A 14,939-nucleotide genomic window follows, 5' to 3' on the forward strand; every position below is an offset into this window, starting at 1 on the left:
TTCGTGCGTTGGTGAGCTTGCCTGGTCAACGCGTCACGTGCGCGGGCAAGTGTGCGGGCACGTGCGCGGGCAAGTGCGCGGGCATGTGCGCCTCTGATGAATCGAGCACCATCTCCGGCTCGTCCGCCTCGGCCGGCGAATCCTGGTTGAGTTGCTGCGTCATTCGCTGCATGTCGAGATCTCCGGTCCACTTCGCGACAACAAGCGTGGCCACGCCGTTGCCGATCAGATTGGTCAGCGCCCGCGCCTCCGACATGAAGCGATCGATGCCCAGGATCAGCGCCAGGCCCGCCACCGGGACATGGCCCACGGCCGACAACGTGGCGGCCAGCACGATGAAGCCGCTGCCGGTCACGCCCGCAGCGCCCTTGGAGGTCAGCAGCAGCACCCCGAGCAACGTCAGTTGCTGGACCCAGGTCATGTCGGTGTTGGTGGCCTGGGCGATGAACACGGCCGCCATCGTCAGGTAGATCGACGTGCCATCAAGGTTGAACGAATAGCCGGTGGGAATCACCAGCCCTACCACTGACTTCTTCGCGCCGAGGTTTTCCATCTTGGCCATCATGCGCGGCAGCACCGATTCGCTCGACGAGGTGCCCAGCACGATGAGTAGTTCTTCCTTGATGTAGCGGATGAACTTCCAGATCGAGAAGCCGTGGAACCTGGCGATGCTCCCGAGCACGATGAAGATGAACAGCACGCAGGTGGCATAGAAAGTCGCCATCAGCTGGCCGAGTTGCAGCAGCGAGCCCACGCCGTACTTGCCGATGGTGAAGGCCATTGCGCCGAAGGCACCGATAGGCGCCACCTTCATGATGTAGCCAACAATGCTGAAGAGCACATGCGAACCCTTCTCGATCACGTCGAAGATCAGCGTGCCGCGGCCGCCGAACTTGTGCAGCGCGAAACCGAACATCACGGCGATCAACAGCACCTGAAGGATCTCGCCTTTGGCAAAGGCATCGACCACGGTGTTCGGGATCACGTTGAGCAGGAAGTCGGTGGTGCTCTGCATCTTGCCCGGGCCCGTGAACGCCGCGATGCCCTTCGTGTCGAGCTGGCTCACGTCGATGTTCATCCCCGATCCGGGTCTCACGAGGTTGATGATGACCAAGCCCACGAGCAGCGCGACGCTGCTCACGATCTCGAAGTACAGCAGCGCCAGGCCGCCGGTCTTGCCGACCTTCTTCATGTCCTCCATGCCGGCGATGCCCACCACCACCGTGCAGAAGATGATCGGCGCAATGATCATCTTGATGAGCTTGATGAAGCCGTCGCCGAGCGGCTTCATGGCCGCGCCGGTCTCGGGCCAAAAGTGACCGAGTAGCACACCGATGACGATCGCGGTGATGACCTGGAAGTACAGGGACTTGTAGAGTGGCTTTGATGCGGGTGGGTGGTTCATGAGGGTCTCCTGGAAAATTTCAGATGCCTGCGGCGTGGGCTTGCCGGTCAGCGTGATTGCTCTATCGCGCCAGTGGCCCACAGGCGGTGTGGGCAAAGCCCATGGCCTGCGCGTGCCGCGCCAGCGCGTCGAACTGCGCCGGCGCGACGTAGCGCTCGACCGGCAGGTTGCCGGCGCGCGGCGGGAGGTATTGGCCGACGGTCGGCATGTCGACGCCATGGCGGCGCAGGTCGCGCAAGACGTCCAGCACTTCCTCGTCTGACTCACTCAGGTTGACGTGCGTGTGGTCGAGGCCGCGAGGCTTTTGGATCGCGCGAAGCGCGTCGATCCGATCGCTGGTTTCCGTGGGGTCCGCATCACCCGTGGTGCTCATCGATTTGTCTCCTGTGTCATGGCCTGGCTTCGCATCGGGCGATGCGAGCGGCGAATGACCTGAGCAATCGACATGCCACAGAAAAACAGTGCTGGCACGCCGCCTAAGTGGTTGACTGGATTAGGTTTTTCGAAACAGCCATTGCGGTCGCCGCCGAGCGTCAGAGAAAATGGCCGGCCGTCTGTCCGGTGGACCGGACGGAGGAGTTAGTGTTAACCCTATGAGTCTGGGTGACGGTTCGATGCCCGATTGCCGCTGGAGGCTCCTTCGTCGGCCTGCGCCGGCGATTGGCCGAGCACGACTTTGCTTCGCGCGGCGGCCCCGCCTCCCGCTTACCGTACGGCGATGTAGTGTTGGGTCGTCACGACTTCGCTCTCTGCGAGGTACTCGCGAACTCGTGCCTCGACTTCCTGGTCTGCCAGCGTGGCCCGCGCGCGCTGGTGCAAATAGTCGGCCCAGGAGGCGACGATGAAGCGCTCCACGTAGCGCGACGGATCACCCAAGTCACGGTACACCCGCCACAGCGTGGCGCCGTCGCGTCTTCGCGACGCGCGCAGTTCACTCACGACATGCAGGAACTCATCTGCTTCGCCCGTGCGAATGCGATAGCTCACTTCCACCGAGACCGGTCCGTCATCCGGAAGGGGATGCTCCTTGACCAACTTGTCGTCCCACAACGCGACCGGCGTCACCTCGAGTGCTTCGCCCATGCGAAGTGGAAACCAGCGGGCCAGGGCAATGCCGGCTGTCATCGCCACGGCTGCGACGCCCAAGGCGATCTGCAGCCCGGCGACGCCGGAAACTGCGCCCCAGAATGCCGAGCCAATTGCGAACGAGCCCAGCGCGCTGATCGTGTGCAGTGCGACGGCGCGGGATCGAACCCATGGCGGCGCGCTGGATTGCGTCGCTGTGTTGAAGGTGGCCATCACCGCCATCCAGGCGGCGCCTCCGATGGCCAATGCCACGAAAACCATCATCGGGATGCGAACCAGCGCGGCGATGAGCATGACCGCCGCAAAGACGACGCAGCCCGTCGCCACCAGCCGCTCCAGGCCCAGGCGCGAGCGCAACTTGCCGAGCACCAGGCCGGCCGCGACTGCACCCGTCCCCAGGCAGCCCATGAGGATTCCGAAACCTGCGGCACCCAACTGCAGCTGCTGCGCCGCGATGGCCGGCAACAGCGCCCACAGCGCTGACCCCGTTCCGCTGTAGGCGACGGTACGCAGCAGCTGCGCCAGGATCATCGGTGAGTGGCGCGCATAGCGCAGGCCCGCGAGCGTGCCACTCCACAGACGCTCTGCCGGAAGCGGCGACTTTGCATGCGGGGCGGGCGGCCAGCGCTGGACCGCACCCATCATCAACACTGCGCTGATCACTGCCATCGCGAATACCCAGCCTGCACCCAACCAGGCGAACACGAAACCCGCAATCGACGGCCCCAGCGCCCGCGCGCTGTTCCATGCAATCGAGATCGCCGTGATGGCTTGCGGCATTTCGGCGCGCGGCACCGTGTCCGCCAAACTCGTGTTCCAGGCAGGTGACAGCAGGGCCGTGCAGCAGCCAGCGGCGAAGGTGAACACCAGAAGGGTCGTCGATCCCGCCCACCCCAGCATCGCCAGCAATGACAGGATTACGAGGACACCAACCTGGGTGCGCAGCGAGTTGAGAATCAGCCGCCTGCGATCCATGGTGTCGGCCAGCACGCCCGCCGGCAGGGCCAGCAAGAACATCGGAAAGAATACGGCCGTCTGCACCAAGGCCGCCAGGAAGGACGAGCCGGTCAGTTCCACCATCAGCCACGAAGCCGCCATGACCTGCATGGCGTTGCCAGTGAAATAGATCGCGCTGCCGGCCCAGAGGCCTCGGAAGCTGGGCAGCCGCAACGGAGACCAGAGGGAGTGGGATGGAGAGGACATCGTTATTTCCTGCCGCCATTTTGCGATGCCTCCACGCTTCAGAACCGGACTGCTTTCACGCGCTCATCGCGTTCGATGGTCAGTACAGGGGCGTGGCTCCCACAAATGCATGCCCAAAGTCTTGCTTGACGGCCCGCTGGGCCTCGAGGTCACGAAGTGCCTTGCTTATAGAACGGCGTTCTCCTGCGGCCAGCAGGCCTATAGACAAAATACTCACAAAGTAATACGTTGGGGTTCACATGAGATAGGGCGCCATGGAATCGCTGGAGAGAGCAATGCTCGCCCGCCTACGGTCGGCTTGGTTGAAGCGCATGGCGATTGCCGCCGCAGAGAGAGCACGCCTGATCGAAATGGCAGGTGAACAGATCTGCACGGGCGTCGGAGGGCCGACCCAGCAGGAAGTGGACCGCCTGGAAAAGCTGGAGAGGGCGCACCGCCTCGCATGGGACAAGTACGCGTCGAAGCTCTCGACCACGAACAGCAGTTCGGTTCCACGTGCAGGCGCGCATGCCTCGGGCCGGTCGAGCAGTACTTGACGGTTCGTCACGATCTAAACGGATCCGTGGTCGCACAGTCCCGACTGCGCCGAGTGCGCCGAGACCCGGCACGTCAACCAGCCACGCCCGTGACTCCAGGGAATCTGCTGATCTCCTTGGCGTTCTTGCAGCCGGGGCTCATAGGGGTATCTGCATCTCGGAAAGCTTCCACGTGAACAAGCCGTCGCGGTGCAATACGAAGCGCACCGGCGAGCCGTCCTTCGATCGAACTTCGGCGGTTGAGAAGTTGATGTAGTTGATCGCGAAGTCGGGCTTGGGTTTCGCTTCGGTTTCGGGCTGGGGTGCTGAAGACTTCAGGGGTGCCGCCTTCCCCTGCTCCATCATCAACATGACGCCGGCCGGTGATACCAGGGTTTCGACCATCTGGTTGATCACACCCATCCCGATCATCTGGCCCAGGCCTGCGAAAGGGATGTCCTTCATCCCGTCCGACTTCATCATGTCGTTCATCTTCAGCATCAGCTGGGCCTTGACGTTTTCCTTCAATGCGGGAAAGTCGACGTAGCTGGAAAACGCAGTTGCGTCCTTGGCGTCGATCGCAGATTTCATCCGGTAGATCGTCCAGTGCGGACCGAAGTACAGCACAGCGACAACCACCGAGACAATCACTGCCGCAAGCAGCGCCGGGGCTCGTGATCTTGCCGATGGACCCGCAGTGGCCGTGGTCACCGCGCTGCGCTCAGGCCGTGTGCGCGCCCCGGGCTGTACCGGCAGCTCACCGGTGTCCCTCGACGCGGCGTCATAGGCAAAAGCCTCATCCGAAGTGCCGAATGTTCTGCGGCCAACTCTGTATGTTCCGTCTTCGAGCTTTTCTACTGCCATTGCCTGCTCTCATTGTTGCAAGTGGTCTATAGGAAGAGCCGTCGCGGGTTGCTCACGCTCGAAGCGCAGATTGAAGGGAGACGACACGGCCCGATTTGCGCCGTCCAGATCGATTTTCGCCCTGGCTACCAGCATCGCCGGTATGTCGGCGTGTCGCGCAGCCACGGCGACGCCCGCCCGCCCAAGTCTATTTCAATGAAGAAACAGCCGATGAGGCGCCTTCTTTCGGAATTCGAAATGAGACGGGGGCGCAAGTGCATGGCGCTTGCAAACGGCGCGCGCGCAGAGTCGATGGCCTGCCTGGAGCGCGAACAACCGACGTCGCGCAGCCGAGGCACAAAGTACCTACCCGGAATTTTTCAATTGATGCTTCTCCACTAGCATTCGCCGCTTTGGCGCGTTGGTCCTGAACAGAAACTGCCAGCGAGGCCCACCGCCCGCCCTCTTTTGCCCACCTGTATCGTCTCATCCCAATGTTTCGCACTCTGCTCAAATCCAAGATTCACCGCGTCGCCGTCACGGATTGCGAACTTCACTACGAAGGCTCTTGCGCCATCGACGAAGACCTGCTCGACGCTGCCAACCTGGCCGAGAACGAGCAGGTGCACATCTGGAATATCAACAACGGCGAACGCTTCGTGACTTATGCGATCCGTGGCCAGCGCGGTAGCGGCATCATTTCGGTCAATGGTTCGGCAGCACGACGCGCATCGGTGGGAGACCTGGTCATCATTGCCGCCTTCGACCTGGTACCCGAGGACCAGGTGGCCGGCTACCGGCCGAAGCTGGTGTTCGTGGACGACGCCAACCGCATCAAGGAAGAGCGCGCCCACATTCCGGTACAGGCGGCGTCGACCGAAGCCGTTGCGGCCTGAGCGCTGGGCGAGCGCTGGGCGTTTCCGCTCTGGTTCGCAGCGCTCTGATCGATCGGTCCGGCTCCCGTCGGGCATTTACGTCTCCAGACACAAGTCGAGACGCCATTCGCAGCACTGTTCACATTCATCGCATGCATACACCCGTCGGCGCAAACAGCTCTTGGCAACAGCGCAGCCTGCGCAGCATCTGGCACCCCTGCACGCAGATGCAGCGCGCCGCGGCGGTGCCGCCACTGCCTATCGCGCGCGGCGAAGGCCCGTGGCTCATCGACCACGAAGGACAGCGCTACTTCGACGCCACCAGTTCGTGGTGGGTCAACCTGTTCGGCCATGCCGACGCACGCATCAACGCGGCGCTGAAGGACCAACTCGACCGCCTGCCGCACGTGATGTTGGCCGGCTGCACCCACGCGCCGGCGGTGGAACTGGCCGAACGCCTGTCTGCGCTGACCGATGGCGTGCTCGGCCACTGCTTCTTTGCCAGTGACGGCGCCTCGGCGGTCGAGATCGCATTGAAGATGAGCTTCCACCATTGGCGCAACCGCGGGCGTTCGGACAAACGGGAGTTCGTCTGCCTGCGCCAGGGCTACCACGGCGAGACGCTCGGCGCCTTGGCGGTCACCGATGTGGCGGTGTTCCGCGATGCCTACGATCCGTTGCTCATGCGGGCGCACCAGGTGATGTCGCCCGACACGCGTCAGGCCGGACCGGGCGAGACCGCGGTGGACGTAGCCGCGCGGGCCGCGGCCGAGTTGCAGGCGTTGTTCGAGTCCCGCCACGAACATATCGCCGCGCTCATCATCGAACCGCTGGTGCAAGGCGCTGCCGGCATGGCGATGCATGACGCGGCCTACCTGCGCACGGTGAGAGCGTTGTGCGACCGTTACCAGGTGAGCCTGATCGCCGACGAGATCGCGGTGGGCTGCGGGCGCACCGGTACCTTCTTCGCCTGCGAGCAGGCCGGGATCTGGCCGGACTTCGTCTGCCTGTCCAAGGGGATCAGCGGCGGCACGCTGCCGCTGTCGCTGGTGATGACGCGCGACGAGATCTACGAGGTCTTTCTCGATGACGACGTCGCGCGCGGCTTCCTGCACTCGCATTCCTACACCGGCAACGCACTGGCCTGCCGGGCCGCGCTGGCGGTGCTCGACCGCTTCGAGCAGGACGACGTCCTGCAGCGCAACCGGCAGCGCGCCGCGGCGCTGAGCTTGGCGCTCGCGCCCTTGCAGCACGATCCGCGCGTCGAGCACTTCCGCCAGCGCGGGATGATCTGGGCCTTTGATGTGCGGGAGCCCTTCGTCGGTGAGCGCTTTGCCGAACGCTTCCACCTCGCCGGCCGTGCCCGCGAACTGCTGATCCGCCCCATCGGCCGTACCGTCTACCTGATGCCGCCCTATGTGCTTGACGATGAGCTGGCCGTGTGGCTCGCGCAGCGCGTCACGGCCACGCTGGACGCGGTAGCCGACACAGAGAACGCCCATGCTGATCGAACATCTGAACCGTCGACTGCGTGAGCACGAGGCCCAGGCGCTGCGCCGGCACAGGCGCACGGCCGAGTCGCCCTGCGCTCCGCACCAGCGGGTGTCCGGGCGCGAGATGCTGTCTTTCTGCAGCAACGACTACCTGGGGCTGGCGAACCATCCGGCGCTGATCGAGGCGTTGGCCGAAGGCGCGCGCCGCCATGGCGCGGGCAGTGGCGCGTCGCACCTGATCAGCGGGCATTCGTGTGCACATGTGCTGCTCGAGGACGCGCTCGCCCGCTGGCTGTCGCCCTGCATCCCGGAGGCGAGGGCACTCACCTTCTGCACCGGCTACATGGCCAACCTGGCGCTTCTCACCGCCTTGGGCGACGCCAGCGCGACGATCTTCGCCGACAAGCTCAACCACGCGTCGCTGGTCGACGGCGCGCTGCTGGCCAAGGCGCCGCTGCAGCGCTACCCCCACGGCCGGCTCGACCTGCTCGCCAACCAGCTCAGGCTTTGCAGCACGCCGGTCAAGCTGATCGTGACCGATGCCGTCTTCAGCATGGATGGCGACCTGGCCGACCTGCCGGCCCTTCTGACGATGGCCGAGGCGCATGACGCCTGGCTGGTCATCGACGACGCCCATGGCTTCGGGGTGCTGGGCCGGCACGGCAGCGGCAGCCTGTCGCACTTCGGCCTGCGCAGCGAGCGCCTGATCTACATGGGCACGCTCGGCAAGGCCGCGGGCCTGGGCGGGGCCTTCGTGGCCGCCCACCCGATCGTGATCGACTGGCTGGTGCAGTCGGCGCGCAGCTACATCTACACCACGGCGGCGCCACCGGCGATTGCGCATGCCGTGCTCGCCAGCCTGCAATTGATCGCCGGCGACGAGGGCGACGCGCGGCGCGCCCGATTGGCGCAATCGATCGGCATGCTGCGCGACGGCCTCACGACATGGGTGCAGGAACACCGCAGTCTCGGCTGGCGGCTGGCCGATTCCGCCACGGCGATCCAGCCGTTGATCGTCGGCGACAACGCCGCGGCGCTGGCCCTCGCCGCGGGGCTCGACGCGCAGGGCCTGTGGGTGCCGGCGATCCGTCCGCCGACGGTGCCCGCGGGCACCGCACGGCTGCGCATCACGCTGAGTGCAGCGCACACGCCGCAGGACGTGCAAACGCTGGTCGATGGCCTGGCGCGAGCGGCGCGGGCCCTGCGATGAATGTGGAGACATTGCGAGGCTGCTTCGTCACCGGCACCGACACCGAGGTCGGCAAGACGCGCATCAGCGCCGCGTTGCTGCACTGGCTCGGCGAGCGGGGGCAGCGCTGTGCCGGCTACAAGCCGGTGGCGGCCGGCACGGAAGTAATCGGTGGCGAAGACGTCAACGAAGATGTGCGCGCGCTGCGCGACGCGAGCTCGGTGGCGTTGACCGATGCCGACGTCGGCCCCTTCCAGTTCGAGGCTGCCTGCGCACCGCACATCGCCGCAGCCCTTGAAGGCCGCACCATCGAGCGCGCCGTCTTGCTGCAAGGTGCCCTCGCGCTTGCAACGCACGCCGAGTGCCTGATCGTCGAAGGCGTTGGCGGCTTCTGTGTGCCGCTCGGACGGGGCTTCGACAGCGCCGACTTCGCGACGGACCTGGGCTTGCCGGTGGTGCTGGTGGTCGGGCTGCGCTTGGGCTGCATCAACCATGCGCTGCTCACGGCCGCAGCCATCCGTGCACGCGGCTTGCGGCTGGCAGGCTGGGTCGCGAACACCGTCGATCAAGGAATGCTGCATCTCGACGACAACTTCGCCACCCTTCGCGGTGAACTGCGACGGCGCCACCACGCGCCCTGCCTTGGCATGGTTCCCCGGCTGGCCAGCCCTGACCCTGCGGCAGTTTCGGCCCACCTCGACGATGCAGCGTTGCGCACGCTGTTCGGCGTGGCCTGAACCAGGCTCTTTCTTTACGCGAAACACAACTCACGATCGGGAATCAACATGACGACGAACACCATTTCTCTCTCCGCGCTGCGCAACTCGGCTTCTCGCGCTCCGACGCAATCTGATGTGCGCTGGCGCGTCGCGGACGTCGAGGCGCTGTACGCAATGCCCTTCATGGACCTGCTGTTTCGCGCGCAGCAGGTTCATCGCGAGCACTTCGATGCCAATGAGGTGCAGCTGTCGACGCTGCTGTCGATCAAGACCGGCGGCTGCGCGGAAGATTGCGGCTACTGCCCGCAGTCCGCGCACTTCGACACCGGCGTCGAGGCCAGCAAGCTGATGCCGCTGCAGGAAGTCGTCGAAGCGGCGCAGGCCGCGAAGGCCCAGGGCGCCACGCGCTTCTGCATGGGGGCCGCATGGCGCAGCCCCAAGGCGCGCGACATGGAGCGCGTGACCGACATGGTGCGCGAGGTTCGCGCGCTGGGCCTGGAGACCTGCATGACGCTGGGCATGCTCGAAGCCGAGCAGGCCCAGGCCCTGAAGGATGCGGGGCTGGACTACTACAACCACAACCTGGACAGCGCCCCCGAGTTCTACGGCAGCATCATCAGCACCCGCACCTACCAGGACCGGCTCGATACGCTGGCCCATGTGCGCGACGCCGGCATCCATGTCTGCTGCGGCGGCATCGTCGGCATGGGCGAGAGCCGCACCCAGCGCGCCGGGCTGATCGCGCAACTGGCCAACCTCGAGCCCTATCCCGAGTCGGTGCCGATCAACAACCTGGTGCAGGTCAAGGGCACGCCGCTGGCCGGTACCGAGCCGCTCGACCCCTTCGAGTTCGTGCGGACCATCGCGGTCGCGCGCATCACGATGCCGACGACGATGGTGCGCCTGTCGGCCGGGCGCGAGCAGATGGACGAGGCACTGCAGTCGCTGTGTTTTGCCGTCGGCGCCAATTCGATCTTCTATGGCGACAAGCTGTTGACCACGAGCAATCCCCAGATCGCGCGCGACCGCGCGCTGTTCGAGCGGCTGGGTTTGAAGGCGCAGGGTGAACGGCCAAGCGCGGCGGGCGCGCCAGCGCAATGAGTGCGCTGCCGATGCCGGCCGCGGTGCCGAGCCCGCTCCGCCGCCCGATCATCGACGCAGCGTTTCGCGCAGACCCCTATCCGAGCTACGCCGCGCTGCGCGAGGCCGGCCCGATCCACTGGAGCGAGGAGTTCTTCGGCGGTGCGTGGCTGCTGACCCGCCATGTCGATGTCGAGGCGGTGCTTCGCGATGCCATGCGGTTCTCGGCGCAGCGCACCGGCGGCTGGGTGATGCAAAGCGCCGCCGCGCGCAGCGAGCTGAGGGATTTCCAGCAGCTCTTCGCACGGGCGATGCTGTTCGTCGACGCGCCTGATCACACGCGTATCCGCGGGGTCCTCAACGCTGGCTTTCGCAGCGACGTCCTGCAACAGTTCGTGCCGGCCATCGAGCGGCGCGTCGACGCCTTGCTCGATGCCGTGGATGCCGACGAAGGCTTCGACTTCATGCAGGCACTGGCGCGGCCGCTGCCGGCCGAGGTGATGGCGATGCTGATGGACATCCCCGTGGCCGATCGCGGCGACTTCATCGCCTGGTCCGACGATCTGGCAACCTTCATCGGTGCGCCCATGCCCTCCCTCGAGCAGGCACGGCGCGCGCGCACCAGCCTGCTGGCGATGAGCTCCTACTTCGAACAGCTCGTGCCGCAGCGCCGACACGCTCCGGGCGACGACCTCGTGAGCCGGTTGCTGCGGGCTGAGGCGGCCGGCGACATCCAGCCCGGTGCCGAGTTGCTCGCCCAGTGTGCAATGCTGCTGTTCGCCGGGCACGAGACCACGCGAAACCTGTTGGGCAACGGACTGCGGGCGCTGCTGGCCGATCCCGTCGCATGGCAGCGCCTGCGCCACGAGCCTGCCCGGCTGCCGGGCGCGGTGCGTGAACTGCTTCGCTTCGACAGCCCGGTGCAGTACACCGGCCGCCGCGTCGCGGCCGATCTGACGCTGCATGGCCGGAAGCTGTGCCGTGGCGAACTGGTGGTCGCGCTCATCGGCTCCGCCAACCGCGACCCGATGCGCTACGAGCAGGCCGAGCGGCTGGACATCACGCGTCGCCCAGGTGGCCTGTTGTCCTTCGGCGCCGGCCCGCATGTGTGCATTGGCGCGAACTTGACGCTGATGGAAGCCGAGATCGTTTTCAGACGCCTGCTGCATCGCTTCCCGCAGCTGAGTCTGGTCGATACCCAGCCGCGCTGGAGCGGCAATGCGGTGTACCGCGGCCTGAACGATCTAATGGTGCGCCAGGCTCGACAGGGGGTTGCTTCATGAGGAGCACCAAGTGATCCACCTCCTCGCCGACATCGTCGAGGATCTTCGAGTTGATGACAACGATTGTCGACAGCCATTCGCAGCGCCTGCCCGGGGTTGCAGGCGTGCGGTTTCGGAGAATTCGAACGTCATCTGGAAATACCTCGTGAAGGAAGATTGAGATGGCTTCATCGCAGGCAGACGGTCGCATGCGGAACAGTGAATGGCTGCTCTGTGAGATGAAGTTTGCATCGAAAAATCGCGTGGAATACCTGGCGCAACCGAACCATGCCGTTCGCATGATCGAAACAATCAGAGATGTACGTGGGCGTACAGGTTCAAGTGAGAGCCGGCACCGCTGAAAAAAACATTGCTCCCATCGGTTTCGGTGGGTCCTATTCTCCAAGGCGGGTTGGCTGACCTCGTGAAATACGATCACGAGCTACGAGTGAAGCGTCGCTCGAGGCCACTCCCGGCCACACGCGTGGCGATGCACCTTTCATGCATGGGGTCCGGTGACCGCAGCCTTCGCCTCGGCCAGATACGGCGCCATCGAATGGTGCCGATACGCGACCTCCCCGATCTCGTCGTAGCTGCAGTTGCCGCACTCGAACGACGAGGCCGTCTTGGTGCCGTCGGCCAGCTGGTTCAGCGTCTCCTCGCTCACCAGCAGGTACTCGGACTCGGGCACCTGGTTCTTCAACAGCCGGTGCGCGACGATGATGCTCTTGCCGATGAATTTCGAATGTCCCTTGACCTGCATGGTCCTGGCCGGCCCGAAATGCGCGACGAACTTGAGCGACAGGCAATGGACGCTGGAGCAGGCGCCGCATGCGCAGGTGCGCATGATCTCGATCCGCTTGATGTGCGAATGGAAGTCCACGAACATCTTCCGTGCCTGCGCCAGAAGCTCTTCCAGCGACGGCGGCGCGCCAGGACGAACGAACAGCACCGCATCGCCTTCAAACTCGGAAACCTCCAGCCCGAGCTGGTTGGCGTCCACGATCAACTCCAGCAACTCCTGGATGATGTGCTGGCTATGGCTCACCTCGGTCTCGGTCACGAACTTCGTGAATCCGCTGATGTCCGGAATGAAGAAAAGCACGTCGTCGGGATTTGTTGTCGCCACGGTTCGCTCCAGGGATTTGCGTCGTCGAATTCAACCACGCGCGCCCGTGCAGATCAGACGCCGCCACAACAAGACCCCGAAGGCAACCCAGTCTGGCGATAGGCGAGCCGAGCGAGAACGGCTCGCCATACCGACTTCGATGCGGGCGACTTGCGGCGGCGTCGCCGGCAAGCACGCATCCCTGTGGGCGCTGGCAGAGCTTTCGCGATGATCTACCGAACTCCGCGGTCATCGCAAAGTCGGCGTGCGACGATGCCGAGCGCGGGCTGTCGAAAAGCGCCCTGCCTCCACCAGAGGGGCCATCACGGGAGAGCCGGTACTGCGTCGTCATACCGACCCGATCACGATGCGATGCCGCGAGGCAAAACGCTGGAAAGACAGCGTCCCAAGCGACAGTCTGCACACGTCGCAACTTCGGGATCGACTGATGAACCTGCGAAGACTTGGCCTCGGCGCCTTGCTGGTTCCAGGCTTCCTTTGCATCGGATGTGCGCCAGTTCCGGTTTCGCTCTACGTGGCCGACGCGACGCAAGGCAAAACCATTTATTCATCCTGTTCGATCAACAAGAGCGTTCCGGAAGGCATCGAAGTGGATCTGCAGGGCTTGCACGCACAGGTCAAGCTGGTCCAGGCGTTCTCGAACGGGTACCTTGAAGTCCGGCTCGATGTCCCGCAAGGCATGACAGTGCAGCTCGACGATGCAACCGTCACGATTTTTCGCGGAAACGGACGATCGCCGTTGGAAGCTCGCTACCCGAACATCAGCCTGGTGGACGCACCCGGCATCAACAGCTTCAGCGGGTCACCGGCCTTGGCGAAATACATGGTGCCCGTGCGTACGCAGCTGGTCGGCGGCCGCTCGGTCATCGGCCGGCGGGTGTGGAACAACCACTACTGGATGGCTGCGCGACTTGACACGGAAGGCGCTCGCGATGTGTCAGTCACGCTGCCGGACCTCATGATCAATGGCTCGCCCGCACGGTTTCCAGCGCTTCGATTTCACCGTGAGCTTTTCGTCGTGCTCGCGCCATTCAATTGTTGAACAAGCGAGCCCGAACGGCCGTCGATCTAACGTTTAACGATATGACCATCAGCACTCGACGCTGCACCACAGCCGACCACGGATGCGTCGCCGCAAGGCCTCGAAAACGAGACGTCTGACTACGGGATGCCACGCGAAGACTGCACCGAATACGAGGCGCACCAATAGCGGTTTTCGTGCGTCAGGCCCGCTTCTTGAACATGGCCGATGCGCCGCTCGCGTGCGCAACATCCTCGGCAGTGGCAAGCAGAGCCGGGCCGAGCGCCAGCATCCGTTCCTCCGTGAGCCTGACCAGCGGGCCTGCAATCGTGACCACCCCGATTGCCGCGCCATTGCCAATTCGGATCGGCGCTGCCATGGCCGTCATGGCCGGGGCGAAAACCTCGTTGATCATGCTGAAGCCACGCTTGCGGGCGTTGCGCACATAGGTGAGAACGGCCCTGACGGTGGTCGGCGCCTTGGGGCCGAACTCGCCCGGCTTGCCGAGGCCTTGCCGCGCGACCAGTTGCAACACTTCTTCGTCGGTCATCGTCGACAGCCATGCATGACCAGCCGAACTGCATGAGAGGTTGACCGAAAGGCCCATGTCCGGGTCGTAGCGAAGCCCGCGCCTTGCACCCTGTGCCTTGGCCACGAATGTCAGGTCATCGCCATCGACCACCGCCAGCCGCACCAGTTCACCAGACTCGGCGGCGAGGCGATCGAGCAGCGGCTGTGCAACATCGACGATGCCGCTGTTGCTGAGGAAGCTGAGGCCCAACGAGACGAGCTTGATGGTGAGCCTGTAGTCACCGTGGTTCTGGTCTTGGCGCACATAGCCGCAACGAATCAACTCGGCCAGCAGGCGGTGCGTCGCACTCAGCGGCATGCCGAGATCGGTCGCCAATGCAGACAGTTGCCGACCTTCCGGATGCTCGGCAAGGTGCTCCATTATTTTGAAGCTGCGTTCAAGTATTGCGCTCATTGTCATGGCCCCGAAGGCGCCCGGTCCACGGGCCTCATCATCGTACTGAAGTGCCACTGTACCTGCACTCGGTAAAGTGTTTTCACTTATGGAAACCTTTTCCAGATTTTCATAACATCGCGCCGCATTGGGCA

General features: G+C 64.4%; 16 protein-coding genes. 10 read left to right on the plus strand and 6 right to left on the minus strand.

Annotated elements, in window-relative coordinates:
* Window positions 1–25 precede the first annotated feature (25 nt).
* The 3 genes from WKW80_RS16365 to WKW80_RS16375 all read right to left on the minus strand — a co-directional run bounded on the left by WKW80_RS16365 (window position 26) and on the right by WKW80_RS16375 (window position 3,694).
* Window positions 26–1,405 (minus strand): dicarboxylate/amino acid:cation symporter, encoded by a 1,380-nt coding sequence (locus WKW80_RS16365; RefSeq protein WP_340364630.1) that lies wholly within the window; start codon window positions 1,403–1,405, stop codon window positions 26–28.
* 61 nt (window positions 1,406–1,466) lie between these two features.
* Window positions 1,467–1,778 (minus strand): lipoyl synthase, encoded by a 312-nt coding sequence (locus tag WKW80_RS16370; RefSeq protein WP_340364631.1) that lies wholly within the window; start codon window positions 1,776–1,778, stop codon window positions 1,467–1,469.
* Window positions 1,779–2,110: 332 nt separating this feature from the next.
* Window positions 2,111–3,694 (minus strand): MFS transporter, encoded by a 1,584-nt coding sequence (locus tag WKW80_RS16375; protein WP_340364632.1) that lies wholly within the window; start codon window positions 3,692–3,694, stop codon window positions 2,111–2,113.
* A gap of 254 nt (window positions 3,695–3,948) precedes the next feature.
* On the opposite strand from WKW80_RS16375, the gene WKW80_RS16380 reads away from it, so the two are divergent.
* On the plus strand, window positions 3,949–4,230 hold the full coding sequence (locus tag WKW80_RS16380) for a tail fiber assembly protein (RefSeq protein WP_340364633.1): 282 nt from the start codon (window positions 3,949–3,951) through the stop codon (window positions 4,228–4,230).
* Between the two features lie 138 nt (window positions 4,231–4,368).
* Here WKW80_RS16380 and WKW80_RS16385 read toward each other — a convergent pair whose 3' ends face one another.
* Window positions 4,369–5,073 carry a DUF2939 domain-containing protein gene (locus WKW80_RS16385; protein WP_340364634.1) on the minus strand — a complete coding sequence of 235 codons (705 nt, stop codon included), beginning with the start codon at window positions 5,071–5,073 and terminating at the stop codon, window positions 4,369–4,371.
* A gap of 48 nt (window positions 5,074–5,121) precedes the next feature.
* On the opposite strand from WKW80_RS16385, the gene WKW80_RS16390 reads away from it, so the two are divergent.
* From WKW80_RS16390 to WKW80_RS16425, 8 genes are all read left to right on the plus strand, one after another.
* On the plus strand, window positions 5,122–5,454 hold the full coding sequence (locus WKW80_RS16390; protein ID WP_340364635.1) for a hypothetical protein: 333 nt from the start codon (window positions 5,122–5,124) through the stop codon (window positions 5,452–5,454).
* A gap of 92 nt (window positions 5,455–5,546) precedes the next feature.
* Window positions 5,547–5,948, plus strand: coding sequence for an aspartate 1-decarboxylase (panD, locus tag WKW80_RS16395; RefSeq protein ID WP_340364636.1), 402 nt, complete (start codon window positions 5,547–5,549; stop codon window positions 5,946–5,948).
* 131 nt (window positions 5,949–6,079) lie between these two features.
* Window positions 6,080–7,462 carry an adenosylmethionine--8-amino-7-oxononanoate transaminase gene (bioA, locus tag WKW80_RS16400; protein WP_340364637.1) on the plus strand — a complete coding sequence of 461 codons (1,383 nt, stop codon included), beginning with the start codon at window positions 6,080–6,082 and terminating at the stop codon, window positions 7,460–7,462.
* Entirely contained in the window at window positions 7,428–8,630 is a 1,203-nt protein-coding gene (gene bioF / locus WKW80_RS16405; protein ID WP_340364638.1) for an 8-amino-7-oxononanoate synthase, read from the plus strand. The genes bioA and bioF overlap by 35 nt, the downstream gene beginning before the upstream one ends.
* Complete coding sequence (gene bioD, locus WKW80_RS16410; protein WP_422822916.1) at window positions 8,627–9,346, plus strand: dethiobiotin synthase; 720 nt, start codon at window positions 8,627–8,629, stop codon at window positions 9,344–9,346. The genes bioF and bioD overlap by 4 nt, the downstream gene beginning before the upstream one ends.
* Window positions 9,347–9,394: 48 nt before the next feature.
* A complete protein-coding gene (gene bioB / locus WKW80_RS16415; RefSeq protein WP_340364640.1) occupies window positions 9,395–10,429 on the plus strand; it encodes a biotin synthase BioB in 1,035 nt (344 codons plus the stop codon).
* Window positions 10,426–11,691: a cytochrome P450 gene (locus WKW80_RS16420; protein WP_340364641.1), complete on the plus strand. Its 1,266-nt coding sequence runs from the start codon at window positions 10,426–10,428 to the stop codon at window positions 11,689–11,691. The genes bioB and WKW80_RS16420 overlap by 4 nt, the downstream gene beginning before the upstream one ends.
* A gap of 10 nt (window positions 11,692–11,701) precedes the next feature.
* Entirely contained in the window at window positions 11,702–11,851 is a 150-nt protein-coding gene (locus WKW80_RS16425; RefSeq protein WP_340364642.1) for a hypothetical protein, read from the plus strand.
* 318 nt (window positions 11,852–12,169) lie between these two features.
* Here the strand turns inward: WKW80_RS16425 and WKW80_RS16430 are convergent, their stop codons facing one another.
* Window positions 12,170–12,799: a DUF2652 domain-containing protein gene (locus WKW80_RS16430; protein WP_340364643.1), complete on the minus strand. Its 630-nt coding sequence runs from the start codon at window positions 12,797–12,799 to the stop codon at window positions 12,170–12,172.
* Between the two features lie 427 nt (window positions 12,800–13,226).
* Between WKW80_RS16430 and WKW80_RS16435 the strand changes: the two genes are divergently transcribed.
* Window positions 13,227–13,841: a hypothetical protein gene (locus tag WKW80_RS16435; RefSeq protein WP_340364644.1), complete on the plus strand. Its 615-nt coding sequence runs from the start codon at window positions 13,227–13,229 to the stop codon at window positions 13,839–13,841.
* A 181-nt stretch (window positions 13,842–14,022) separates the two neighbouring features.
* Here WKW80_RS16435 and WKW80_RS16440 read toward each other — a convergent pair whose 3' ends face one another.
* Window positions 14,023–14,805 carry an IclR family transcriptional regulator gene (locus tag WKW80_RS16440; protein WP_340364805.1) on the minus strand — a complete coding sequence of 261 codons (783 nt, stop codon included), beginning with the start codon at window positions 14,803–14,805 and terminating at the stop codon, window positions 14,023–14,025.
* Window positions 14,806–14,939: the final 134 nt, after the last annotated feature.

Source organism: Variovorax humicola, assembly GCF_037889915.1.
Lineage (GTDB): Bacteria > Pseudomonadota > Gammaproteobacteria > Burkholderiales > Burkholderiaceae_C > Variovorax > Variovorax humicola.

Coding starts and splice junctions, on each gene's coding strand:
- WKW80_RS16365 (WP_340364630.1), bottom strand. CDS start 1,405: ATGAACCACCCACCCGCATCAAAGCCACTCTACAAGTCCCTGTACTTC.
- WKW80_RS16370 (WP_340364631.1), bottom strand. CDS start 1,778: ATGAGCACCACGGGTGATGCGGACCCCACGGAAACCAGCGATCGGATC.
- WKW80_RS16375 (WP_340364632.1), bottom strand. CDS start 3,694: ATGTCCTCTCCATCCCACTCCCTCTGGTCTCCGTTGCGGCTGCCCAGC.
- WKW80_RS16380 (WP_340364633.1), top strand. CDS start 3,949: ATGGAATCGCTGGAGAGAGCAATGCTCGCCCGCCTACGGTCGGCTTGG.
- WKW80_RS16385 (WP_340364634.1), bottom strand. CDS start 5,073: ATGGCAGTAGAAAAGCTCGAAGACGGAACATACAGAGTTGGCCGCAGA.
- panD (WP_340364636.1), top strand. CDS start 5,547: ATGTTTCGCACTCTGCTCAAATCCAAGATTCACCGCGTCGCCGTCACG.
- bioA (WP_340364637.1), top strand. CDS start 6,080: ATGCATACACCCGTCGGCGCAAACAGCTCTTGGCAACAGCGCAGCCTG.
- bioF (WP_340364638.1), top strand. CDS start 7,428: ATGCTGATCGAACATCTGAACCGTCGACTGCGTGAGCACGAGGCCCAG.
- bioD (WP_422822916.1), top strand. CDS start 8,627: ATGAATGTGGAGACATTGCGAGGCTGCTTCGTCACCGGCACCGACACC.
- bioB (WP_340364640.1), top strand. CDS start 9,395: ATGACGACGAACACCATTTCTCTCTCCGCGCTGCGCAACTCGGCTTCT.
- WKW80_RS16420 (WP_340364641.1), top strand. CDS start 10,426: ATGAGTGCGCTGCCGATGCCGGCCGCGGTGCCGAGCCCGCTCCGCCGC.
- WKW80_RS16435 (WP_340364644.1), top strand. CDS start 13,227: ATGAACCTGCGAAGACTTGGCCTCGGCGCCTTGCTGGTTCCAGGCTTC.
- WKW80_RS16440 (WP_340364805.1), bottom strand. CDS start 14,805: ATGAGCGCAATACTTGAACGCAGCTTCAAAATAATGGAGCACCTTGCC.